23 protein-coding genes and 1 other RNA gene are annotated in these 24256 nt (G+C 57.2%); 8 read left to right on the top strand and 16 right to left on the bottom strand.

The features are described 5' to 3' along the window. Nucleotide 1: 1 nt before the first annotated feature. Both AC2FJB_RS19795 and ccoG read right to left on the bottom strand, forming a co-directional pair. Nucleotides 2–460 carry a FixH family protein gene (locus AC2FJB_RS19795; RefSeq protein WP_496720335.1) on the bottom strand — a complete coding sequence of 153 codons (459 nt, stop codon included), beginning with the start codon at nt 458–460 and terminating at the stop codon, nt 2–4. A gap of 2 nt (nt 461–462) precedes the next feature. Further along, entirely contained in the window at nt 463–1890 is a 1428-nt protein-coding gene (gene ccoG / locus AC2FJB_RS19790) for a cytochrome c oxidase accessory protein CcoG (protein ID WP_496720333.1), read from the bottom strand. 35 nt (nt 1891–1925) lie between these two features. Here ccoG and AC2FJB_RS19785 point away from each other — a divergent pair, with 35 nt between their 5' ends. Further along, nucleotides 1926–2216 (top strand): hypothetical protein, encoded by a 291-nt coding sequence (locus AC2FJB_RS19785; RefSeq protein WP_496720331.1) that lies wholly within the window; start codon nt 1926–1928, stop codon nt 2214–2216. Between the two features lie 95 nt (nt 2217–2311). Here AC2FJB_RS19785 and ccoP read toward each other — a convergent pair whose 3' ends face one another. The 4 genes from ccoP to ccoN are packed head-to-tail and all read right to left on the bottom strand — an operon-like array spanning nt 2312 to nt 5720. Next, complete coding sequence (gene ccoP, locus AC2FJB_RS19780) at nt 2312–3175, bottom strand: cytochrome-c oxidase, cbb3-type subunit III (RefSeq protein ID WP_496720330.1); 864 nt, start codon at nt 3173–3175, stop codon at nt 2312–2314. After that, nucleotides 3172–3357, bottom strand: coding sequence for a cbb3-type cytochrome c oxidase subunit 3 (locus AC2FJB_RS19775; RefSeq protein ID WP_117872183.1), 186 nt, complete (start codon nt 3355–3357; stop codon nt 3172–3174). Before AC2FJB_RS19775 ends, ccoP begins: the two co-directional genes overlap by 4 nt. A gap of 12 nt (nt 3358–3369) precedes the next feature. Beyond that, nucleotides 3370–4098 (bottom strand): cytochrome-c oxidase, cbb3-type subunit II, encoded by a 729-nt coding sequence (gene ccoO / locus AC2FJB_RS19770; RefSeq protein ID WP_117872181.1) that lies wholly within the window; start codon nt 4096–4098, stop codon nt 3370–3372. A 14-nt stretch (nt 4099–4112) separates the two neighbouring features. Next, a complete protein-coding gene (gene ccoN, locus AC2FJB_RS19765) occupies nt 4113–5720 on the bottom strand; it encodes a cytochrome-c oxidase, cbb3-type subunit I (protein ID WP_117872179.1) in 1608 nt (535 codons plus the stop codon). Nucleotides 5721–5921: 201 nt separating this feature from the next. On the opposite strand from ccoN, the gene AC2FJB_RS19760 reads away from it, so the two are divergent. Beyond that, nucleotides 5922–6761 carry a universal stress protein gene (locus AC2FJB_RS19760; RefSeq protein WP_496685582.1) on the top strand — a complete coding sequence of 280 codons (840 nt, stop codon included), beginning with the start codon at nt 5922–5924 and terminating at the stop codon, nt 6759–6761. 37 nt (nt 6762–6798) lie between these two features. On the opposite strand, the gene AC2FJB_RS19755 is transcribed toward AC2FJB_RS19760, so the two are convergent. Both AC2FJB_RS19755 and fnrL read right to left on the bottom strand, forming a co-directional pair. Then, on the bottom strand, nt 6799–7053 hold the full coding sequence (locus AC2FJB_RS19755) for a GlsB/YeaQ/YmgE family stress response membrane protein (protein ID WP_117872174.1): 255 nt from the start codon (nt 7051–7053) through the stop codon (nt 6799–6801). Nucleotides 7054–7124: 71 nt separating this feature from the next. Then, a complete protein-coding gene (gene fnrL, locus AC2FJB_RS19750) occupies nt 7125–7868 on the bottom strand; it encodes a transcriptional regulator FnrL (RefSeq protein ID WP_117872172.1) in 744 nt (247 codons plus the stop codon). Nucleotides 7869–7929: 61 nt separating this feature from the next. Here fnrL and hemN point away from each other — a divergent pair, with 61 nt between their 5' ends. Continuing rightward, nucleotides 7930–9285, top strand: coding sequence for an oxygen-independent coproporphyrinogen III oxidase (gene hemN / locus AC2FJB_RS19745; protein ID WP_496720327.1), 1356 nt, complete (start codon nt 7930–7932; stop codon nt 9283–9285). 211 nt (nt 9286–9496) lie between these two features. Next, the gene (locus AC2FJB_RS19740) at nt 9497–11425 is read left to right on the top strand and encodes an elongation factor G (RefSeq protein ID WP_496720325.1); all 1929 of its coding nucleotides are present in this window, start codon (nt 9497–9499) and stop codon (nt 11423–11425) included. A gap of 24 nt (nt 11426–11449) precedes the next feature. On the opposite strand, the gene AC2FJB_RS19735 is transcribed toward AC2FJB_RS19740, so the two are convergent. The 5 genes from AC2FJB_RS19735 to AC2FJB_RS19715 all read right to left on the bottom strand — a co-directional run bounded on the left by AC2FJB_RS19735 (nt 11450) and on the right by AC2FJB_RS19715 (nt 17814). Beyond that, nucleotides 11450–13027, bottom strand: a complete 1578-nt coding sequence (locus tag AC2FJB_RS19735) for an ABC transporter ATP-binding protein (protein ID WP_117872166.1) — start codon at nt 13025–13027, stop codon at nt 11450–11452. Then, the gene (locus AC2FJB_RS19730; protein WP_117872164.1) at nt 13024–14130 is read right to left on the bottom strand and encodes an ABC transporter permease; all 1107 of its coding nucleotides are present in this window, start codon (nt 14128–14130) and stop codon (nt 13024–13026) included. The genes AC2FJB_RS19735 and AC2FJB_RS19730 overlap by 4 nt, the downstream gene beginning before the upstream one ends. Then, on the bottom strand, nt 14131–15225 hold the full coding sequence (locus AC2FJB_RS19725) for a microcin C ABC transporter permease YejB (protein ID WP_496720322.1): 1095 nt from the start codon (nt 15223–15225) through the stop codon (nt 14131–14133). A 1-nt stretch (nt 15226) separates the two neighbouring features. Further along, complete coding sequence (locus AC2FJB_RS19720; RefSeq protein ID WP_496720320.1) at nt 15227–17131, bottom strand: extracellular solute-binding protein; 1905 nt, start codon at nt 17129–17131, stop codon at nt 15227–15229. A gap of 170 nt (nt 17132–17301) precedes the next feature. Continuing rightward, nucleotides 17302–17814, bottom strand: a complete 513-nt coding sequence (locus AC2FJB_RS19715) for a c-type cytochrome (RefSeq protein ID WP_496720349.1) — start codon at nt 17812–17814, stop codon at nt 17302–17304. Between the two features lie 120 nt (nt 17815–17934). Between AC2FJB_RS19715 and AC2FJB_RS19710 the strand changes: the two genes are divergently transcribed. Continuing rightward, on the top strand, nt 17935–18768 hold the full coding sequence (locus AC2FJB_RS19710) for a prephenate dehydratase (RefSeq protein ID WP_117872158.1): 834 nt from the start codon (nt 17935–17937) through the stop codon (nt 18766–18768). A gap of 4 nt (nt 18769–18772) precedes the next feature. On the opposite strand, the gene AC2FJB_RS19705 is transcribed toward AC2FJB_RS19710, so the two are convergent. Genes AC2FJB_RS19705 through nudC form a run of 3 tightly spaced genes read right to left on the bottom strand, consistent with a single transcriptional unit; the run spans nt 18773 to nt 20853 of the window. After that, nucleotides 18773–19315 carry a chloramphenicol phosphotransferase CPT family protein gene (locus AC2FJB_RS19705; RefSeq protein ID WP_496720318.1) on the bottom strand — a complete coding sequence of 181 codons (543 nt, stop codon included), beginning with the start codon at nt 19313–19315 and terminating at the stop codon, nt 18773–18775. A 49-nt stretch (nt 19316–19364) separates the two neighbouring features. Next, nucleotides 19365–19832 (bottom strand): SRPBCC family protein, encoded by a 468-nt coding sequence (locus AC2FJB_RS19700; RefSeq protein WP_117872154.1) that lies wholly within the window; start codon nt 19830–19832, stop codon nt 19365–19367. A 37-nt stretch (nt 19833–19869) separates the two neighbouring features. Continuing rightward, nucleotides 19870–20853: an NAD(+) diphosphatase gene (gene nudC, locus AC2FJB_RS19695; RefSeq protein WP_496720315.1), complete on the bottom strand. Its 984-nt coding sequence runs from the start codon at nt 20851–20853 to the stop codon at nt 19870–19872. Nucleotides 20854–21035: 182 nt separating this feature from the next. On the opposite strand from nudC, the gene AC2FJB_RS19690 reads away from it, so the two are divergent. From AC2FJB_RS19690 to rsgA, 3 genes are all read left to right on the top strand, one after another. Beyond that, complete coding sequence (locus tag AC2FJB_RS19690; protein ID WP_496720313.1) at nt 21036–22904, top strand: bifunctional 2',3'-cyclic-nucleotide 2'-phosphodiesterase/3'-nucleotidase; 1869 nt, start codon at nt 21036–21038, stop codon at nt 22902–22904. Between the two features lie 39 nt (nt 22905–22943). Then, nucleotides 22944–23042, top strand: an RNA gene (gene ffs / locus AC2FJB_RS19685) — signal recognition particle sRNA small type. A gap of 158 nt (nt 23043–23200) precedes the next feature. After that, entirely contained in the window at nt 23201–24226 is a 1026-nt protein-coding gene (rsgA, locus tag AC2FJB_RS19680) for a ribosome small subunit-dependent GTPase A (protein ID WP_496720311.1), read from the top strand. Nucleotides 24227–24256 lie beyond the last annotated feature (30 nt).

Raw genomic sequence — 24256 nt, 5'->3', positions numbered from 1 at the left:
CTTACCCTTTCACGTACAGCGGAACGCGCTGCGAGAATTCGGCACCGTTTCCGTCACGCGCCACCAATCGGATATTCCAGTTGCCCTTACCCAAAGTGGCAGGCGTGGCATAGGCGGTACCGTCGAACGTAAAGTCGGGTACGAAGTCGTCGCGTACATGGGTTGCCCGGCCAACCACCGCCTGCAATTCACTCACCTGAACCGGTGCACCGCTTTCGTCGGTAATGTGAAGGATCAGAAGACCACCTTTGGTTTCCGCCCGAACGGTCCAGCCCAGCGCTCGCTGTTCTTTCAATCTCTCGTTGAACGCCTGACTGGCGACATAGGAGTTCTTCACCTCGAGCCCGGGAAACGTCTTCACGGCATTGTAGGCCAGCACGAGGTTCACCGCGATGATCACGCCAAAAGCGCCGACAAACACGGCCAAAGCGTGCTTTCCGGTGAATTTACGTTCGGCCATGATCAGTTCCCTCGTCCATTAAACGTGGTGTCCTTGTATGCGCGTTCGCCGCTGCTGAGGTCTTCGACCCAAATCCGCACTGGTGTCGCCTCTGCTGCGGCCGGACCGCTGTTGCGAGGAGCTATGATATATACACGGGTCAATTGTGCCGTATCCGCCGTGACATTCACAGTATCGATCTTGGTTCCCTCAATTTCCAGTCGCATCGCCGGATCGCCCGCCAAAGACAGTTTGAACAGACGGTCTTCACCGTGCTTGTTGCGAAGACGAACGTCATACGTGTTGCGGATTGTTCCGTCCGACAGGGTGACGAAAGTGGGGTTACGCACCGGCGCGACCGTCAGATCGATGTCAGAACGGATGAACAGTGCAAACAGAAGCCCGAATCCGACCAGCGCCCATAATGCGGTGTACATGATCGTACGTGGCCTCAGAATGTGCTTCCAGACATTCTTGGGGGGTTCTCCGGATCGCTCATGGGCTTCATCACTCAACGCCATGTAGTCGATCAGCCCTCGTGGTTTGCCGATCTTGGCCATCATGTCGTCACAAGCGTCGATGCACAGGGCACAGGTGATGCATTCCAACTGCTGACCATCCCGGATATCGATACCGACAGGGCAGACATTCACGCAAGCCATACAGTCGATACAATCCCCCAACTCTGAATCCGCCGTCCGCTTGCCTTTGCCGCGCGGCTCACCCCGCCACTCGCGATAGCCGACAACCAGCGTGTCCTCATCCATCATTGCCGCCTGAATGCGCGGCCATGGGCACGCGTAAATACAGATCTGCTCACGGGCGAACCCGCCGAAGAAGAAAGTTGTACCCGTCAAGATCAGCATCGTCGTGTAGGCGACGGGATGCGCGTTGCCCGTCACAAGATCACGGGCCAGCGTCGGTGCATCCGCGAAGTAGAACACCCAGGCACCGCCCGTCGCCAGACCGATCAGAAACCAGACCGTCCATTTGGTGACCCGCAAACGAGCTTTGCGGAAATCGAGCTTTTCCTGACGGTGCAGGCGCAGGCGGGCGTTTCTGTCACCTTCAATCCAGCGCTCGACCAGAATAAACAGATCCGTCCAGACGGTCTGCGGGCATGCATACCCGCACCACACGCGACCCAGAGCTGACGTGAACAGAAACAGGCCCAAACCCGCCATGATCAGCAGACCGGCGACAAAGTAAAATTCGTGCGGCCAGATTTCGATCCAGAAAAAATAGAAACGCCGATTTGCCAGATCCAACAGAACAGCCTGATCCGGCAGGCTGGGACCACGATCCCATCTGATCCAGGGCGTCACGTAGTAGATGCCCAGCGTCACAATGAGAATAATCCATTTCAGGTTTCGAAACGGCCCCGAAACACGTCTTGGAAAGATCGGTTCACGCGCGGCGTAAAGGCTGGGGGCGGGGTCGGAATCGCTCACTGGCTGGCTCCACAAATGGGTCTTCTGAAGACGTCTTGTTCCAGATCATGCATGGGCAAACTTTGACATGGGTCAAAAAGCGCATCGAGCAAACATCTTTTGAAGATCAACCCATATTGCCCGCGCTGGAAATGGCGTATTTTACCCGATTTTCAGCTGGTTTTGGCGAAAAATCTGCTTGTGGCTTGAACCCAACCGCATCGAGCACGCGCGGCCCTCTGAGTCCCGACCAATTGTCGCAGCCCGAGATTGCGCCCCACCCCAACGCATATGAGCAGACCTCGTTGCGCAGAACTGAATGGCAATACAACAGGAAAGTAGTGTAAAAGAGCACCGGCTGTTCAGGAAACGCGCGAACAGATGGAACAGCCGGTGCTACAGCCTTCGGGCGGCGAACCGCCCGAAGGTTGCCCTCTAGGTCTTACTGACCACCACCCAACTGGTGGACATAGGCGGATACCGCACGGATCTGCGCCTCGGTCAGGCGGGCATCCCAGTTCGGCATGACGCCAAAGCGGCTGTAGGTCACAGTTTCAGTCAGAGTCTCTTCGCTGCCACCATATAGCCAGATAGCGTCGGTCAGGTTCGGTGCCCCCTGGAAGATGTCACCCGTACCATCTTCGCCGTGACAGGACGCGCAGTTGTCTTCGAAGACAACCTTGCCCGCCTCAGCCGCCGCATCGTCGGTCTGTGCGTTGCTCAGCGACATGACATACTGAACCACCTGCGTGATTTCATCATCCTCGAGGATTTCACCGAAGGCAGGCATCTCGGAATAGCGTGCATCGTCGCTTTCTTCGTTCCGGATACCATAGTTGACGGTGTAGACGATGTCTTCCATCGTCCCCCCCCAGAGCCAGGCGTCATCCAGCAGGTTCGGGAAACCAGGCGCGCCCTGTGCACCGGAACCGTGGCACTGTGCGCACCAGGTACGGAACACGGCACCACCGGAGTTCACGGCATATTGCTGAAGTTCAGCGTCCTTCGCGATGTCTTCCAGCGGAGTTTCCACCAGCTTGGCATTCCAGGGTGCGTTAGCCTCTTCGAATGCGACCATCTCCTGCTGGACCAAAGCCCGCGAAGACCATCCCATGACGCCAGCAGTTGCCGACTGCACCAAGGGCCATGCTGGATACATGATCGTGTAGATCACGCCCCAGATAATGGTCACATAGAATGTCCACAGCCACCAGCGCGGCATCGGGTTGTCGAACTCTTCGATCCCGTCCCAACTGTGCCCGGTTGTGTTCGGATCACCCGGCTGTTTTTCAGGTGTCTTGCTCATTTCCGCGCCTCCTTGGATGTGGCGGGTTTGTCTTGATGCCGGAAGGGGATGTTGGCGGTGTCGTTGTATTCCTTACTGGCACCGGGGCGGAAAACCCAGATGACGATGCCAACGAAGAAGGCGAACAACAACAACAGCATCCAGCTATCCGCGAACTGCCTGAGAATTGTGTATTCTTCCATCACGATTCTCCTTTAGCGGCTTGCGTCCGGGGTGAAGGTCGAAAAATCGACCAACGTGCCCAGCATCTGAAGATAGGCAACCAACGCATCAGCTTCGGTCAGCTCGGGCTGGCCGTCAAAGTTGCGTACATTGACCTTGTCACCATAGCGCTCCAACAGCCCGTCATAGTCGCTGTCTGGGTCAGCCTGAGCGAGGAAATCAGCTTGCGCGTTTTCCAGCATCTCTTCGGTGTAAGGAGTCCCGACCAGAGCATTGGTGGCCATTACATCGCCGATGTACTTGCCGTCAATTTTACGATGCTCAAGGAAGCCGTATTTCGGCATCACCGATTCCGGCACCACGGATTGCGGATTCCGCAGGTGATCGATCTGCCATTGGTCCGAATAGCGGCCACCGACACGGGCCAGATCAGGGCCGGTCCGTTTGGACCCCCACTGGAACGGGTGATCGTACATCGATTCCGCCGCCAGCGAGTAGTGACCGTAGCGTTCGACCTCGTCCCGCATCGGGCGAATCATCTGGCTGTGGCAGGTGTAGCAGCCTTCGCGGATATAGATCTCACGCCCCGCCATCTCGAGAGGGGTGTAAGGGCGCATGCCCTCCACCTTCTCAATAGTGTTCTCAAGATAGAACAACGGTGTGATCTGCACCAGGCCACCGATGGTTACGACCAGAAAGCTGAAGATCAGCAGGAGGGTCGCGTTGGTCTCGAGGATCTTGTGTTTGTCGAGAATTGCCATTGCTCCGGCCCTCCTTATTCAGCCGGGACCGCGACGGTCAGGCTGGCCTCTTTGGCCGGCGCTTTCCGCACAGTCATCCACAGGTTGTAGCACATGATCACAGCACCAGCGACGAACATTACGCCACCCAGAGCACGCACCACGTACATCGGGAACTTGGCAGCCACGGTGTCGGCGAACGAGTTCACCAGGAAGCCGTTGGCATCCACTTCGCGCCACATCAGGCCTTCCATGATGCCCGTGACCCACATCGACGCGGCATACAAAACGATGCCGATCGTGGCGAGCCAGAAGTGCCAGCTGACCATCTGCAGCGAGTACAGGCGTTCCCGTTTCCACAGGACGGGCACCAGGAAGTACAACGCACCAAAGGTGATCATACCGTTCCAGCCCAGCGCGCCCGAGTGCACGTGGCCAATGGTCCAGTCGGTGTAGTGCGACAGCGAGTTCACCGCGCGGATCGACATCATCGGGCCTTCGAAGGTGGACATGCCGTAGAAGCCTACCGAAATCACCATCATCCGGATCACCGGGTCGGTGCGCAGTTTGTCCCATGCACCCGACAAGGTCATCAGACCGTTGATCATACCACCCCAGGACGGCATCCACAGGATCACCGAGAACACCATGCCCAGCGTCGAAGCCCAGTCAGGCAGCGCGGTATAGTGAAGGTGGTGCGGACCGGCCCAGATATACAGGAAGATCAGTGCCCAGAAGTGGATGATCGACAGCTTGTACGAGAATACCGGGCGCTCGGCCTGTTTAGGGATGAAATAGTACATCATGCCCAGAAAACCCGCAGTCAGGAAGAAACCCACCGCGTTGTGGCCGTACCACCACTGGATCATGGCGTCTTGTACGCCCGACCAGACGATGACCGATTTCGAACCCCAAATGCTGACAGGAACGGTCATGTTGTTGACCAGGTGCAGCATCGCAACGGTGACGATAAAGGCCAGATAGAACCAGTTGGCTACATAGATATGGGGTTCTTTCCGCTTAATGATCGTGCCCAGGTAGACCGCCAGATAGGCGACCCAGACAATGGTCAGCCAAAGATCGACATACCATTCAGGCTCGGCATATTCCTTCGACTGAGTACCGCCCAGAACATAGCCGGTCGCGGCCAGCACGATGAACAGCTGATAACCCCAGAATACGAACCACGCCAGGTTGCCGCCCCACAAGCGCGCGGCGCTGGTACGTTGCACGACATAGAATGAGGTTGCGATCAACGCATTGCCACCAAAGGCAAAAATCACCGCCGACGTGTGCAGCGGACGCAAACGACCGAAATTCAGATAACCCTGTGCCCATTCAAAGTTCAGCACCGGAAAGGCAAGCTGAAACGCGATGAAGGTCCCGGCCAGGAACCCGACAACGCCCCAGAAGGCGGTTGCGATCACGCCATAACGGATCACGTCATCCATGTATTCGCCCGAGCGGTCGACTAGAATATCTGGCTCGTCAGTGTTTCGAAGCGTCCAGATAAACAAGCCACCGGCGATAAGCATCACCAGCAGCGCATGTACCTGATACGCCAAATCGCGTGCATAATTGGTTCCGATCGCTGCAAACAGCGCGATCAGACCAAGCACGATCAGCTTGATGTAATTCGACATATTGCGTCCCTTTGCCATGCTCCGCGCGCTTTTGGTTCTTATGACGCGCGAAACCCATTTGACTGGCTGCCGTTCTGAAGCACGGCGGCTATTGCTGCTTTGATCTGTATCAAGACAGTTCTGCGTTTTCTGTGACACGCATTGTAGAGGAAATAGGCCAACTGGTCACATGAGACCAAATGCCCGAATCATGAGGTCGCAATGACTTACAAATCTCTACTCACTGTCATGACCGAAACCAAGACAGCACCCGCCGCTCTGGCGCAGATGGTGGCTTTGGCACAATCTCAGGATGCCCATGCCGAAGCCTTGTGCCTTGGAGTCGATCGCAGTCAGACAGGTTATTACTATGCGGGTGCCAATGCGCTCATTGTTCAGGAAACACTGAGCCGAGCCAACGCCGAGGCCAAGGAGTTGTTGTCCTTTGCCAATGATTACCTTGGCAAGTCCGGCGTTCGCTGGTCCGCCGAGCATGGCGTCGCGCAAATTGCTGATATAGGACGCCACGTTGCACATAGGGCACGGTTTTCCGATCTGGTGATCCTGCCGCACCCCTACGGCAAAGACCGTGGGGCCGAAGCCGAGCCCATCGTTGAGGCCGCCATGTTCGAGGGGCATTGCCCGGTTCTGGTCGTACCGGACGACGTCGAACCCCTGACGGTGCCGCGCAATATCATGATAGGTTGGAACGAAAGCGTAGAGGCCATGTGCGCCATTCGTCACGCCCTGCCCTTCCTGAAACAGGCCGAGCTGGTCCGAATCGTGGTCATCGACCCCCCCCGCCATGGGCCCGACAGGTCTGATCCGGGCGGAATGCTGTCACAGATGCTGGCCCGTCACGGGGTCAAATGTGAGATTGATGTGCTGAGCAAAAGCATGACGCGCGTGTCGGATATTCTCAACCGCCACGCATCCGATACAGAATCGGATCTGATCGTGATGGGTGCCTATGGCCATTCCCGTTTCCGCGAGGCCATTCTGGGTGGAGCAACCCGCAACATGCTGGAGCAGTCTACTGTTCCCGTATTCCTTGCCCATTGATCCGCCATTCAAAAGCCGCCTGACTTGGCGGCTTTTGTCATCCTCTGCGGATGAGGCCTATCAGGAACAATAGGATCACGGCGCCTACTGTTGCGAAGAAGATAGACGACAGCAGGCCGCCGCCAACGGCAAATCCAAGTGCCGGAAAAACCAACCCCGCAAGAAACGCGCCGACGATTCCGACAATGATGTTGCCGAAAAGACCGAACCCCCGGCCTTCCATGATCTTGCCAGACAGCCAACCGGCGATTGCGCCGATCAACAGCATTGCCAACAAACTGCTGAATTCCATGCCGTGCTCCTAAGTTGGACAATCCCGCAACAAACGCTGCGCCGGTTGTCACTTTTTATATGTGGTTCACGTTAAACCAGAAAACCGCCATCCGAATCGTCGCCCGCCTCTTCCATCAGGCGACCCAGATCGGGGATGGTCACGTGCCGCTTGCCTTCAAGCGTTATCACCCCGTCTTTTCTCAAAGCCGATATCTGGCGACTGACCGTCTCGAGCGTCAGGCCCAGATAATCCGCCATGGCTTCTCGGGTCAGCGGCAGATCGAAAACGATAGTGCCTGACAGACCTTTTTGACCTACCGATGCGTCCCGGCGAGCAATAATTGACAGCAGGCTGGCAATCTTCTCACGGGCGGTCTTTCGCCCCAGAACCAGCATCCACTCGCGTGCAGCATCAAGCTCGTCCAAAGTCATCTGTAAAAGGCGATGGGCGATATGCGGGGTTTGGTCCATCATCTCTTCGAATGGTTTCTTGCGGAAACAACACATCACGACATCCGTCGTCGCCTGAACATCGTAAGGTGCTGTATCGCGACCCGGGCGGCCAACGAAGTCGCTGGGCAGCAGCAGACCAACCATCTGGGTGCGTCCATCTTCCATCGTCTGAGTCAACGATGCAATTCCGGCCACAACCGAGCCGACAAAACTCATCGGATCCCCAGACCAGATGATCGTCTGACCCGCCTCGAAACTGCGATAATACTTAATGCTTTCAAGCTCTTCCAGCTCGTCAGCATCACAGCGAGCGCAGACGGCACGATGACGTATCGGGCAATCTCCGCAATTTGAATGGTCAAATTGTGCTTTTACTGTCATGCGCGTTCCCACTTGATCTCCATCAAAGCACCTATGTCATCTGTCGCCTAAGGGTATCGCCATGATAGTGAAACCACAATTGGCAAAGCTTGGACTATTTGACGCGAAAGTACCGCGTTACACAAGCTACCCCACCGCCCCCCACTTCAGCAACGACGTGGGAGCAGATATGTTTGGCGACTGGATTTCCGGGATCACACCCGGCAGTGCTGTTTCGCTGTACGTCCATGTCCCATTCTGCCGCAGACTTTGCTGGTTCTGTGCCTGCCGGACGCAAGGGACACAAACCGACAATCCGGTGATCGCCTATGCCGACGTTCTGAAGGCCGAACTGGATCTTCTGGCAGCACGCTTGCCCGAAGGTGTGGTTCTGTCGCGCCTGCATTGGGGCGGCGGCACGCCAACGTTGCTGAACGCCCAACTGATGCGCGAATTAGCACAACACATCCTGGGTATCGTGCCCATGGGGCCTGATGCCGAATTCTCGGTCGAGATCGATCCGAACGAGATTGATGAGGCGCGTCTGGATGCGCTGGCAGACGCGGGCATGAACCGTGCCTCGATCGGAGTGCAGGATTTCGATGACGAAATTCAAAAAACCATCGGCCGCATCCAAAGCTACGACACAACACGCGATGCCATCGACATGATCCGCGAACGTGGCATCACCAGCCTGAATGCGGATATTCTTTACGGTCTGCCGCATCAGACCAAGGCGCGCATGACGGAAAGCGTACAGAAACTCCTGTCGCTCAGCCCGGATCGCGTGGCGCTTTACGGCTATGCCCATGTGCCTTGGATGGCCAAGCGGCAGCAGCTGATTCCTTCGGACGCCCTGCCAACACCGGAACAGCGCCTCGAGTTGTTCGACACGGCCCGGCGTTTGTTCCTTTGGGACAATTATGCCGAGATAGGCATCGACCATTTCGCCACTCAGGATGACGGGCTTACCCACGCTTTGCACGCGGGCCGCCTCAAGCGGAACTTCCAGGGCTATACCGACGATCAGGCCGATATACTGATTGGTGTCGGGGCCAGCTCGATCTCGCGATTTCCGCAAGGTTATGCGCAGAACGCTCCGGCCACCTCTGCCCATACCAAAGCCATTCGCAATGGGCAGTTTTCAACATCCCGAGGGCACCTCTTTAAAGGTCAGGACATTCTGCGTGCCCGCCTGATCGAGGCACTGATGTGCGATTTCAAAATCGACACGTCGGAAATCCTGCGGGATCACGATGTATCAGCCGCTGAACTGGACGAGATGTATCGCGCAGCCAATGCATCCTTCGACGGAATGCTGCAGATCACCGAAGACGGGCTTTTCGTACCGCCCGAAGCGCGTGCGCTGACCCGGATGATCGCCCGTAGCTTTGATGCCTATGACCTCAGCAAAGCCGGGCACAGCTCGGCCATCTGACCCTTTTCTACGGGCAACATTCGGCCCGTGACGCGCAAAACACATCAGGGGCTTGACGCACGCCTGCGGTTTTTCCCACACTCATACTGTAGGGTGGCATCTTGCCCTGCGGCCTGAGGCGGGCAAAATACAGACAATCCTTGTCGGCGCCAATGCGTCGGTCGGTCCCTTTCGTGCAGCCAATCTGCAACCTGAAAGAGGGACAACACTCATGCGCGTTTTTACCGTCCTCGGGCCCAGCCAATCGGGCAAATCTACGCTTGTCGAGGCTATCAGCCGCCTCGACGGGCGCCCCACCACATTCGATGTTTCCGGAACCGTGCATTTGCACGGTTTTTCTTACTTGGACGAGCCCTGGTGCGCGATCGACGTTGACGGGGGCGGCGATGCTCTGGCCTATGTCGGACCCGCAATGGCAATATCGGACGCCGCCGTGGTTGTCGTGCCCCCCGACCCGAATGCCGCAGTATTGTGCGCGCCCTACCTGCGACTGGTAGAAGAGGCCGGCATCCCTTGTTTTCTGTTCATCAACCGGATGGACAATCCCAACGGCCGCATCCGCGATATCATCGCCTCACTGCAAACATATTGCACCCATCACATCGCCCTGCGTCAAGTGCCGATCCGCGAAGGAGATACGATCATCGGGGCGGTCGATCTGATCTCGGAACGGGCCTGGAAGTATCAGGAGGGCCAACCCTCGGCCCTGATCGAACTGCCTAAATCCGTCGAAGACCGTGAGCAGGAGGCCCGAACCGAGCTGCTTGAGACCTTGTCCGATTTCGATGACACCCTTCTGGAGCAATTGATCGAAGACAAACTGCCGCCAAGTGACGAAGTTTATGACCTGGCCGCGCAGGTCCTACAGAATCACCAGTTGATCCCCGCCTGCCTGGGGGCCGCGAGCCACGGCAACGGGCTGACGCGCCTGATGAAAGCGCTACGGCACGAAGCCCCCGAGTTTGATATCGCCGCCGGGCGCGACGAGGCTGCAGACAGCGCCCGCGCAATTGCCGGTTTTGCAGATGTCAAAAAACACATCGGAAAAATCGTCGTTCTGCGCGGCCTTGGGGACGGCGTGCAAGCCCATGAGGCCTTGGGCGGTGAGACCGTCGGCAACCTGACAACGCTGGATGCCAAAACCCAAATCGCGACACTGGAGGCCGGGCAGATTGGTCTGGCAGTGAAGTCCGATCATCTCAACCCTTGTTACATCTATGACAGCAATTCAGCGACGGAGCTGCCGGAATGGGCGTCCTCGCATCCAGTGGCGCATCGCCAGATCGTCTCACCAGTGCATGAGCGGGACGATGTGCGCCTCTCCAACGCCCTGAGCCGTCTGGCCGAAATCGACCCCGGCCTTCACCTGCAACAGGATGAGCTGAGCGGCCACGCCGTTCTTGGTTCTCAAGGTCCGCAGCACATGCGACGCGTGACTACCAAGCTGGCCGAGGATTTCGGGATCGAGATTCAAGCCGATCAGGTCGAAACCGCCTATCGTGAAACCATTCGAAAACCTGTCGAATATCGCCACCGGCATCGCAAACAATCCGGCGGGGCTGGGCAGTTCGCGGATGTGGTGATCTCGGTCGCGCCCCTGCCACGCGGATCGGGGTTCCAGTTCGAAGAGGTGGTCAAAGGCGGAGCGGTTCCCAAGAACTACATCCCGTCAGTGGAACACGGAGCCAAGGACGCGCTGGAGCAAGGCCCCGAAAGCTTTCCCGTAGTCGATGTCAAAGTGACACTGAAAGACGGGAAACACCACAACGTAGATAGTTCCGACTATGCCTTCCGCACCGCAGGCAAGAACGCCGTGCGTGAAGCGCTGCCTCAGGCCAAACCGGTTGTTTTACAGCCGATCCTGAATGCTGAAATCCACCTGCCATCCGATTTTGTGGGCGATCTCGTGCCAACAATCAGCTCTCTGCAAGGGCAAGTTCTGGGATTTGAAGGCAATCCCAACGCATCAGGCTGGGAGATCTTCAACGCTCTGATTCCCGCCGTTGCCGAGGATGAATTGCATCGCACACTCGCAAGCGCCACGCGCGGCACTGGATGGGTTAAGCTGAGCTTTGACCACTATGAGGAACTGCGCGGGCCAACGCCCAAAGCGACGACCAAAGAAAAGGCAAGCGCTTGATACACTGAATTTGGCGGGCTGGTTTCAGCCCGCCGCCGCTATCAGTTCGCGGGTATAGTCAGTCTGGGCATTTTCGAACAAATCCTCTGCCGTGCCCATTTCAACCACATCCCCATTTCGCATGACGATCACCTTGTGCGACATCGCCCGTACAACTTTCAGGTCATGGCTGATGAACAGATAAGCCAGCCCGTATTTCTTTTGCAGATCGCGCAGCAGATCGACGATCTGAACCTGAACCGTCATGTCCAGCGCGCTGGTCGGTTCATCCAGTACCAGCAGCTTCGGTCGCAGAACCATCGCCCGCGCAATCGCGATGCGCTGACGCTGCCCGCCCGAAAACTCGTGCGGATACCGATCCATGGCCTCAGGATCCAGGCCCACCTCGGTCATCACCTCAGCGACCAGTTCGCGCGGCGCGCGATGAGGATCAACGTTGTGAATGGCCAGACCTTCCGCGATGATCTGCTGGCAGGTCATACGTGGGCTGAGGCTGCCGAACGGGTCCTGAAACACGATCTGCATATCCTTGCGCAGCCGGCGCAGCTCTCGCGTGGACCATTTTCGCACATCCTGATCGCGGAAGGTGATGCCGCCTTCGGACGCGATCAACCTCATGAGCGCCAGCGCCAGCGTGGTCTTGCCAGACCCGCTTTCGCCCACAATCCCCAAAGTCTCACCCGCGCGTACACTCAGCGAGGCGTCATTCACCGCCTTCACATAGCCAACCGTCCGTTTCAGAAACCCGCGCTGGATCGGGAACCAGACTTTCAAATGATCGGTACGCGCGACTTCTTCCGCATCTCTTGCAACGGCGTCAGGCTGACCCGACGGTTCGGCCGCCAGAAGTTTGCGGGTATAGGGATGCTGCGGGTTGTCGAAAATCTCCCGCGTCACTCCGGTTTCGACAATCTCGCCATCCTTCATCACGCAGACCCGATCAGCGATCCGGCGCACAATGCCCAGATCATGGGTGATGAACAGCATCCCCATGTTTTCGGATTTCTGCAGATCGGCCAGCAACTCGAGGATCTGTGCCTGAATGGTTACATCCAACGCCGTCGTCGGCTCATCGGCGATCAGGATGTCCGGCTTGTTCGCCAGTGCCATGGCGATCATCACCCGCTGCCGCTGTCCACCCGACAACTGGTGCGGATAGCTGTCCAGCCTGTCTTCGGGGTCGCGGATACCGACCTTGTTCAACAGCTCGAGAATCCGTTCGCGCGCGACATCGCCCGTGACCCCCTGATGCAGGGCCAGCGATTCCGCCATCTGCTTCTGGATCGTGTGCAACGGGTTCAGCGATGTCATCGGCTCCTGGAAAATAAAGCTGATGTCATTGCCCCGCACATCCATCAGGCGTTGCTCCGAGGCGCCGATCATCTCCTGCCCGTCATAGGTGACGGATCCTTCAACGATCGCGCTGTCGCCCAGTAACGATACCGTGCTGAGCGCAGTGACGGATTTACCCGACCCGGATTCGCCCACAAGCGCCACGGTTTCCCCGCGATCGACATGGAACGACACGCCCCGAACCGCAGCACTGATCTGACCGTCCTGCCGGAAAGAGACCTTCAGGTTGTTTACATCCAGCAGGCTCATGAGAAGGTCTTTCTGGGATCGAACGCATCCCGCACGCCTTCAAAAATGAAGACCAGCAGGGACAGCATGATGGCAAAGGTGAAAAAGGTCGTGAAGGCCAGCCATGGGGCCTGCAGGTTCTGTTTCGCCTGCAAGGTAAGCTCTCCCAGCGAAGGGGCCGAAGAGGGAAGGCCAAAACCCAGATAATCCAGCGAAGCCAGACCACCTATGGTGCCCGTGACGATGAAGGGCATAAAGGTCAGCGTGGCCACCATCGCGTTCGGCAGCATGTGGCGGAACATAATGGTCATGTTGCCCACGCCCAGCGCCCGCGCAGCGCGCACATATTCAAGGTTCCGCGCCCGCAGGAATTCGGCACGTACCACGCCAACCAGTCCGGTCCAACTGAACAGGATCATCAACGCGACCAGCAGCCAGAAACTTCGCCCCAACACCGCAAACATGATGATGATGACATAAAGCGACGGTGTCGCTGACCAGATCTCGATGATCCGCTGAAAGATCAGATCAAGCCAACCGCCGAAGAAGCCCTGTATGGCACCGGCAAAAATACCGATCAGACTGGCGGCGCCCGTCACGATCAGCGTGAACAGGATCGACAGGCGGAAACCGTAGATCACGCGGGCAAGAACGTCGCGTTTGGTGTCATCTGTCCCCAGGAGGTTCTGGCTGTTGGGTGGCAATGGCGCAGCCCCGGGGCGATCGACCGATGTGTTGTAGGAATAAGGGATCAACGGCCAAAGCGACCAGCCACGTTCGAATCCTTCCGCCTGGAACGTACCGGCGTCGATCTGTTCGATAATGCCTTCAGGATCGTCAAAACATTCTTCAAGGCCGCCGCTGTCTATCAGACACTGAACCTCGGGGTCGCGATAGATCGCCTCTGTCTGGAAGTCTCCGCCAAAATCGGTTTCCGCGTAGAAGTTAAATACCGGCGTATAGAACTCACCCCGGTATTTCACCAGAATCGGTTTGTCGTTGGCGATGAACTCGGCAAACAGCGACAGGCCGAACAGCACTGAGAAAACGATCAATGACCAGAAAGCGCGCCTGTTGCGGCAGAAATTGCTCCAGCGGCGTTGGTTCAGGGGGGACAATGCCATTTACCCCTCCCGCTTTTCGAAATCGATGCGCGGGTCGACCAGCACATACATCAGGTCGCTGATGATGCCGACGACCAGGCCCATCAGGCCAAAGATGAACAGCGTGCCGAAGATCACTGGATAATCCCGCGCCACGGCAGCCTCAAACCCAAGACGACCCAGACCATCAAGTGAGAAGATCGTTTCAATGATGATCGAGCCTCCGAAGAACACGCCGATGAACACGGCCGGGAATCCTGCGATGACAATCAGCATCGCGTTGCGGAACACATGGCCATACAGCACCTTGCGCTCGCTCAGACCTTTGGCGCGGGCGGTCATGACATATTGCTTTTTGATCTCATCCAGGAACGAGTTCTTGGTCAGCAGCGTCAACGTCGCAAAGGCCGAGATCGTCAGTGCAATAGTCGGTAGCGCGATGTGCCAGAAGTAATCTGCGATCTTACCGAAGAAACTCAGGCTGTCCCAGTTGTCCGAGGTCAGGCCACGCAGTGGGAAGATCTGCCAATAGGATCCACCGGCGAAAAGCACCAGCAGCAGAATGGCAAACAGGAAGCCTGGAATTGCGTAGGCCACGATGATCGCACCGCTGGTCCAGGTATCGAACCGCGAACCATCCTTGATCGCTTTGCGAATGCCCAGCGGAATTGAAACCAGATAAGCAATCAGGGTCGACCACAGGCCCAGCGAGATTGAGACCGGCATTTTTTCATGTACAAGTTCAATCACGCTGATCGAGCGGAAATAGCTCTCGCCGAAGTCCAGCGTCAGATAGTTGCCCATCATGATCAGGAACCGTTCAAGAGGCGGTTTGTCGAAGCCGAATTCCTTTTCAAGTTCAGCAATGAACTCGGGCGGCAGGCCCCTCGCACCGACATATTTGTCGTCGAAAACACCGCCCGCCGGTTCTGAACCCGCGCCGGCATCGCCCGCACCTGCAAATCCGGCGAAAACATCACCCTGTCCTTCGATCTGCGCAATGATCTGCTCGACCGGACCGCCAGGCACGAATTGTACCAGCGTGAAGTTGACGATCATGATGCCCAGAAGGGTCGGAATGATCAGCAACAAGCGTCTTAGAATATAGGCGCCCATGTTATCGCAGCGCGCCTTTCGCTTTCAGTGCAGCCTCTTTTTCCAGATTGATCCACCACAGATCCAGATAGCCCAGCGAATAAGGTGGCAGGTTTTCAGGGTATTCATACATATCGTAATAGGCCGCCCAGTGGTCAGCGATGTATCCTACAGGGATTACGAAGAACTCATACCTGAGGGCGCGATCCAACGCCTTCAATGCCGTATCCTGATCCGCCTGATTGTCGGTTTCGAAGGATGCTTCGATGATAGCATCAACCAAAGGGCTGGCCAATCCGGCAGGGTTGAAAAGGCTGAATGCGGCCTCTTCTGACCCATACATCTGACTCAACCCGCCACCGGTCGAAAGAAACGACCCGTATCGTGTGGAATAGACCATGTCATAGTCCCGCTCGCGACTGCGCAGCGTGTATTGCGCCGGGTCAACCTTTTCTGCAGACGCATCCACGCCCATGGCTTGCAGGTTCTGGACATAGGTTTCAATCATCGTGGCCGTCGATGTCGGCAGGTTTGAAGGATACGGGAAATCCACCCTGAGCGTCTGCCCTTCCGAGTTGCGCCGCACGTTGCCATCGCCGACCGCCCACCCAGCCTCGTCCAGCAGTTTCGCGGCTTTGCGCAGATTTCTCCGGTCGTTCAGGCGCGCGGGGTTTGACTCATGGGCCATCACAGCAGGTTCCGAAAGAAAATCCTCTGGCACAACTTCACCCAGCACCTGAAGAAACGCCAGTTCATCGCCCTCGGGCAGACCATGCGCTTCAAGCGGGGTGCCTTGTGTAAAGGAATTGCGCGGTGAATTCAGACCAAACAGCAAGGATTCATTCGCCCATTCGAAATTGAAGGCCAAGGCAAGGGCCGTTCGGACGTTCTTGTCGGCAAACTGCGGTTTTCCGAGGTTGAAGACGAAGCCTGACGGTGTCGGTGGGCTGCCATCCGGAATCTCATCCTTAACGATCACACCTTCGTTCAGCTTCGGAAAATCATACGCAGTCGCCCAAAGCTTGGGGTCACTTTCAATCCGCAGCGTGTATTCTCCAGCTTTGAAGCCTTCGAACGCCGCTGTCTGATCGCCGAAATACTCGACGCGGATCGTATCGAAATTGTTGCGACCAACATTGAATGGCAGATCTTTACCCCAATAGTCGTCACGTCGCTGGTAAACGATGCGGCGATTGATGTCATAGCTGTCGAGTTTATAGGGGCCTGAGCCGACCGCCACTTCCAGTCGCGGCTCATCCAGACGTCGGGACTCATCCGCCTCGAACCATGCTTTTGAAAATACTGGGGTTGACCCTACTGTCTCGATCAAACTGCGGCGGGTGACTTCGGGGTTGAACGAGAACTTGACCGTGTTGTCATCCAGCGCTTCGGCCCCTGTCACCATGCGGCCTACGGCTTGCGCGTACGAGGGCAGGCCCTGCTCAATGAACAGACGGTGGCTGTAGACAACGTCCTCTGCCGTCACCGGGGTGCCATCCCAAAAGGTTGCTTCGGGTCGCAAATGGAAAATGACGTAATTGCGCCCTTCGTCATATTCCAGACTTTCCGCCAATACGCCGTAATACTGCCCGACGCCGTCATCAGAGCTTTCGAACAGGCGATCATATTGCAGCGTCGTCAAGGCACCTGCGCGCCCCTTGCGGGAATAGGGGTTCAGGGAATCGAACGTCCCTGAAGCCGCCAAGGACAACTCACCACCTTTGGGCGCATCTGGATTCACATATTTCAGATGCGGATAGTCAGCAGGGTAATCCAGATTGCCGAAATACGAATATCCATGACTGCGGGTAACCCCCTCATCCAAAGCCAATGCGGCTTGCGAAGAGAGCAGAACAGCACAAAGCCCGAGTATGCCAGCCAATGGCCTGACCTTAAGATCACGTGCAGCAGGCATTACGGATATCATGTGGCTCATCCTCTGGGTCATTGTCATCTTTAAAGTCGTAACCGCTAGCTAAAGTGCCAAGGCTGACAGTTTCAAGTTTAGAATGCGTGAGCGCTTTGTGAAGTTTCCTTCAAACAAAAAAAGCCGCTGCTCGGGGCAACGGCTTTGAATTTCTCTTTTCTGACGGGCAATCAGTTGCCGATTGTCTGCAGATAGGCAATCAAGTCCGCACGATCCTGCGGCTTTTTCAAGCCGGCAAAGCTCATCGATGTGCCCGAGATATAGGCGCTTGGGCGTTCCAGGAAGGCATCCAGCGCTTCGGGCGTCCAGTTGCCGCCATGCGCCTGCATACTGGCTGAGTAACCGGTAAAACCTTTTGCAGAGGCGACCGGACGATCAACTACGCCAAAAAGGTATGGGCCGGTTCCGTTCGCGCCGTCTTCCAGCTTGTGGCACGCTGTACACTTGCGGAATACTTTCGCGCCCTTCTCGACGTCAGCGGCGGCCAGCAGATCTTCAAAGACCACTTCTTCGCCGTCGGCGCTTTCGCCCGAGCTTTCGGTTTCGATAATGTAGGCGGCCTCAGCCGAGCCATGGCCACCGGAAGCATAGAGGACATCCGCCCCCCATTTGGCCAGAAGCAGCACCAGGAAAGTGCCGAACAGGCCTGCGGCGGCCTTGGTAACTGTCATCGTGTCGAACATTGATCGCGTGTCCATTTCAGCTGTCTGGGCAGGTGTCTAAGGCTTCCACTTGCGAGAGGCAAGGTATAGACACCGCGACGAAACGACCAAATCGCGAACTTGTTGCATGGAATCGACCAAATGACCAATCGCATTGCTTTTCAGGGTGAACCCGGCGCCTACAGTCACGAGGCCTGCCGCAACGCACGACCCGAAATGGAGGCCCTGCCCTGCCGCACATTCGAGGATGTGATCGAATCAGTTCGCTCGGGCGCGGCCGATCTGGCGATGCTGCCAGTCGAAAACACGACCTATGGTCGGGTTGCCGACATTCACCGGCTGCTGCCGCATAGCGGTCTGCACATTATCGATGAGGCCTTTGTACGCGTTCACATCAACCTTCTTGGTGTACCGGGTGCAAAACTGGAAGATATCACCGAAGCGCATTCGCATCTGGTGCTGCTGCCGCAATGTTCCGGCTTCCTGAAAGAACACGGTATTCGCGGCCGAGTCAGTCCCGACAATGCCCGCGCCGCGCGCGAAGTGGCCGAAATCGGGGATTTGCATTCCGCCGCTCTGGCCAGTGAGCTTGCGGCTGAAATCTACGACCTGAACGTCCTGGCCCGCCACATCGAGGACAATGACGACAACACGACCCGTTTCCTTGTCATGTCACAAGAGGCGGATTTGTCCCGTCGGGGTGAGTATGGAATGATCACCAGCTTCGTGTTTCAGGTCCGCAACATCCCGGCTGCGCTGTACAAGGCAATGGGCGGCTTTGCCACGAACGGGATCAACATGACCAAGCTGGAAAGCTATATGGTCGACGGGTCCTTCACTGCAACGCAGTTTTATGCCGACATCGTTGGTCATCCCGAAGACCGTAACGTGCAACTAGCCATGGACGAGCTGGAACACTTCACGACCAACGTCGAGGTTCTTGGCGTCTACCCTGCGGCCCATCCTCGCGGCTGACAGGTCACTCGAAAGGCAGGCTGAATTCCGATTGGCGCAGATCACTGCGCCATGCTTGAAGAATTGTCTGCACGTTTGCCCCGATGCCGTCCATCGAATCAATCTCGATATCGTAAACTCTGCCAGCGTGGATCATGGATTGGTCACGTTGGGCGCTTCCCACCGGACGGTCGCCGCGCAATCGTTCGCGCGCGTTCAACTCGGGAACCGGGCAATGGACAGCTACGAACAGAACATCAAACGGGCGGAAGAGGTCGTGCAAGTCTTTGACCCACCCCGGCGTATCCAGAATATGTTCCAAAATCAGATTGTTGCCCGAGGCCGCATAAGCAGCCAGCGATTGATGAAACCCATCAAAGACAGCTGATCTGTCGTCGGACCAATCGTACTCACCACGGCGATAGCGCTCCAGCGGCAGAACTCCAGAATCGCGCAAGTGGTCGATCGAGATATGCCAGAACGGCTTCTCTATCTTCTGCTGCAAAGCCTGTGCGATCGTCGATTTTCCGCTGCTTGATGCGCCATGCAGAAAAATAATGTGCGACATCCTAGGTTTCTTCCCCAAGCCTTGCCCCGTTCAGCCCAGCGGACGCCGTTCACGCCCCGTGCAGGTGGCGCAGTTCCAACTCACGCGCAAACTCGCTGAACCGCACCTGGAATTGCTTGCGGAACTTTGACTGTCCAAGCTTCATGGATTGCAACAGCAACCGCGCGGGCAAGGATTTTGCGGCCAAGGACATCTCAACGCTCAGGCGTGTCCGGCGCGGGGATAGGGCCAGAAAATCTACTGTCGTCAGGCCGGTTATTCCCTTGCTGGCAGCTTCAAACCGCATTTGCGACGGTTTGTCATAGTCCGTCATCACCACCGACATCTGACGCGGCTTTCCACGCAACCTGAATTCCGTTTTCCATTCGGCGCCAGCAGTCACCATTGCATCCGCGCCCAGGCGCCGCACGTCGATGCCACGACGCATCGCCATACGCTCGAACCTCTCGAAATCCGACACCATGTCGAACACCGAATTGATAGGAGCTTCGATATCTTCCCGCGCTGAAAACTGCATAGTGACCTTTGCTGTTTATGGCTTCACCAGTTTTCCCTCAGTCCAGCGTATCCGCAAGCCAGTTCTGAAGCAGAAAATGAGCGATAGCCCCCTTGCGAGCTGGCAACAACCGGGGATGTTCGCCGGCAAACGCCTGCATCATTTCGGATTTGCTGACCCACATTGCCTCTTCGATCTCGACCGGATCGATCACGATGTCGCGCGACAGGGCCTCGCCTGCGCATCCGAACATCAGGGATGCCGGAAACGGCCAGGGCTGGCTGGACAGGTAAGACACCGCACCTACAGGTACGCCTGCCTCTTCCATCACTTCGCGGCGCACCGCTGCTTCCAGCGTTTCGCCGGGTTCGACAAATCCCGCCAGCAAGGAAAACATCCCCTCGGGCCACCCCGGAGATCGTCCCATAAGCACACTGTCCCCATGCGTAATCAGCATGATCACAACCGGATCCGTGCGCGGGAAATGCTGCCCACCGCAAGACGGACAACTGCGCTGCCACGCACCTTGTGACACATCACTGGCTGCGCCGCAGCGGGCACAGAAGCGATGTGTTTCGTGCCAACCGATAACCGCCTTGGCCGATGCGGCCAGTTCGGCATCACGGGGCGACAATCGTGTCATGATCCGGCGAAGCTCGGCAAAGACATGCCCTTCCGGCAAATCCGGGTGCTGCTGTTCGGAACTGTCCACGAACTCTCCCAAGCCGGTCAGGTCCAGCCCCTCTGCCGCCCAAGCCGAGATATCCGCCGCAAACAAGGGTGCGCCCTCTGCGCTCAGGCCAAGAAAAAACGGTGCTTCGATTACTCCGCCAGGGCCATCTCTGACCAGCGGGTGGGTCATCTCCGTCAGGGCAAGCTGATCCAGCGCTTCACCCACTACCAGAAGTTTGCCTCGCCACAGCAATATGCATCGCGCGGCAGGGCTGCGCGCCATCTCGGACAGCTTCTCCGAATCCCCACGAAGATGCGCTGCCCGATTCAGACCCGAGCCGCCAAAAGTCACCTGCTCTGCGTTTTTCATTGGATTTCCTTCTGGTCTTGCGCCAAGGGCTGCCATGTCTCAGGCCATGTTGCAATGGCAATTCAAAGCGCAAAACGCAGAGACGCGCCGCCGAAAAGCCGCATGGCGGCCTCGGAAAAATCATCTAAATTGCGTTTCGATGATTTTAGCCCATTACCACATTCAAAAGCAGAACAACAAAAGTGAAGCAAAACCCATCGACGCAGGTTCAACCCACGGAAAACCGTGGGCGTATTCGTATTCTTGCCACCTCCGACCTGCATATGCATCTGACCGGTTTTGACTATTACACGGACACACCAGACCCAACACTTGGGTTGACTCGCACCGCCAGCCTGATCCGCAAGGCCCGACACGAGGCCACAGACGCACTGGTGCTGATGTTCGACAACGGGGACTCGCTCCAGGGAACACCGATGGGCGAATGGGCCGTTCGGAACGACACTCGCCATCCGATGATGCAGGCACTCAAGGCACTGGACTATGATGCGATTGGTCTTGGCAACCATGATTTCGGGTTCGGGCTGCCATCATTGGACAAGACCCTTGCACAAGCCCCGTGCCCGGTTCTGTGCGGCAATCTTCATCGGTCCGGAGAAATACAATCATGGCAGCGTTTTGCGATCCTTGACCGCATCATACCGGCAGGAAACAAGGGCGTACCCATTCGCGTTGGCGTGTTTTCGGTTCTTCCACCGCAAACAACACGTTGGGAAGAACATAATCTGAACGAAACCGTAGTGGCGGACGACATTGTTGTCGCGGCACGGTCCCTGACGAATTTCTTGCGCGAAAAAGGGTGCGATCTGATCGTGGCGCTCGCCCATTCCGGGCTTGGAAACCCGGACACAGCGGCCGACACCGAGAATGCCGTTATCCCCCTGGCCGCGATTGAGGGCATCGACGCTGTTGTCGCCGGGCACACTCACCTGACCCTTCCCGCACGCACCAGCGCCCAAACCCCGAATGTGGATTACGCGAAAGGGCTGGTGCATGGTACGCCGGTTGTCATGCCCGGCTCGGCAGGCGCATATCTTGGAGTAATTGATTTAGCCGTTACCCTACAGGCCCAGTCGGGGCTGCGTGTTGTTGACAGCCACGCTGAATTGCGCCCGGTTTCCGTGGGCGGCACCGCTATTGGCGAAGACTTGGAAATCGCGCAACTAGTTGAACCCGCACATCAGCAGACCCGTCAGGACATGGCCGCGCTCGTTGCGCGCGTCTCGGACACATTGCACAGCTATTTCAGTTTCTGTGCACCGGATCGTGGACTGACGCTTGTTGCCGCCGCACAAGCAACCGCGTTGCGCCCCTTTTTACACGGCACCGCGCTTGCAGAGCTGCCACTGTTGTCAGCCGTGTCGCCAGCCAAATGCGGCGGGCGCTCTGGCCCTCGGTATTACACGGACGTTCCGGCCGGTGAAATCTGTCTGCGGCACGTTGCGGATCTGCATGTCTTCCCCAATGAGTTGCGCGCGATCCAGATCACAGGCACGCAGTTGCTGGAATGGTTGGAGATGTCAGCCAGTGCATTCAACCAACAATTCCCCGATGCCGAGGCAGAACTGTTCGACCGGGATCGGGCGGGGTACAATTTCGATATCATCTTTGGCTTGTCCTATCAGATCGACCCGTCGCAACCGCCGCGATACGATGTCGGGGGGCAAAGGATTCATCCCGGTCACAGGCGGGTGCATCATCTGACTTGCGCGGGCCAAGCCGTGCGGCCGGATCAGGTGTTTGTCATTGCTCTCGATAATTACCGCGCAAGCGGTGGTGGACATTTTCCGTATCTATCATCGGCCCTGGCCATCAATCTGCCCCCGCTGGATATCCGGGACATTTTGCGAGACTACATGACGCACCGCCTGCCACCCGACCCGTTGGCCCGGCAGCCTTATCCGTTCTCTCTGATGCCGAAATCAGGGATGACGACCATTCTTCGGACAGGGCCCGGTGCTTTGAAGTATGTCGGCGAATTGAAGAGGTTCGCCCCCAAAATTCTGGAACCTGACGAAAACGGTTTTGCACGCATTCGCCTGACGCTCTGACGGGTTGTCATTTGCCGAAGCCTTCCCTATATCCAGAGTCGAGAGGTTGGCGCGGGCGAGCGCCTCGCCAACCTGGTCAGGTCCGGAAGGAAGCAGCCACAACGAGCCCCGCTTGGGTCGATGTCCAACCTCTCACTTTTCGAACCTTAGCCGCAGGAGGGCTTTATGATTGTAGAAAAGACCCTTCGGGCAGCACGGTTCTGACCTCACGGTATCAACTGACTGCCTGAACACATGACCCGGGGATGAGCGATCGCCATCCGTCGGGAGTACTGTTTCTGACGACAGGCAGACCAATGTTTATTACACTTTCGGACCTGGGATGGTCCTCTCACTTTGCTGCGCAACACGCGGCTTATCCTTCCTGCACACCTTTTCGCATCACTTCCGTTCATCGGGACCGCCTGATCGGGCTGAACCCGTATGGTGAAGTCCCGTTGCTGACCCTCGATCAGTCAACCGGCAGCTATGCCGTTGGCGATTGGGTTCTCACCGACGACGACAAACGCGTGCGCCACTTGCTCGACCGGCGCAGCCTGCTGCACCGACGCGCCGCCGGTACAGGTGCCGCGACGCAACTGATCGCAGCCAATGTCGATGTGCTGTTCATCGTCAGCTCGTGCAATGCCGATTTCAACCTGCCCCGGCTGGAACGATATCTGGCGCTTGCGCATCAGGCCGGGTGTTACCCGGTCGTTGTTCTGACAAAGGCCGACAAATCAGAGGACCCTGATAGTTTCTCGGGGCAGGTGCAATCACTGGACCCGTTCTTGACGGTTCTGGCGATCAACGCGCTGGACCCTGCAGAAGTTGAAAAGGTTCTGTCCTGGTGCTCCAAAAGCCAAACCGGAGCGCTGGTTGGCTCGTCGGGCGTTGGCAAGACGACACTTGCCAATTCCATGACCGGTCAGGATCTCACCACCTCGGGCATTCGCGAGGATGACGCGCGGGGCCGGCACACAACGACCGCACGCGCACTGCACCGGATGCGCAACGGCGGCTGGTTGATCGATACACCCGGAATGCGCGCGTTGCGCCTGCTGGACGCTCAGGACGGGATCGACGAAGTTTTCTCGGACCTTGCCGAGTTGAGCCGGGACTGCCGTTTTGCGGATTGCCAGCACAACTCCGAGCCCGGATGTGCCGTGCAAAAGGCGATCAGTCACGGCACGCTTGATCCGGTGAGACTGGACCGGTGGCGCAAGCTTCGGCGCGAAGATCGGCGCAACTCTGAAACAGTCGCACAGTCCCGCGCGCGGGACAAAGCGTTCGGTAAGATGGTCCGTGGCGTCATGAAGGAAAAGAAACTTCGCAACCGGTGATCGTTGGACGGTGCCCGGCCCGTCCTGCGC

It is taken from the genome of Ruegeria sp. CDSC085, from assembly GCF_059610465.1.
The sequence above is the reverse complement of the archived record's forward strand: the minus strand, read 5'-3'. Positions and strand labels throughout refer to the sequence as shown.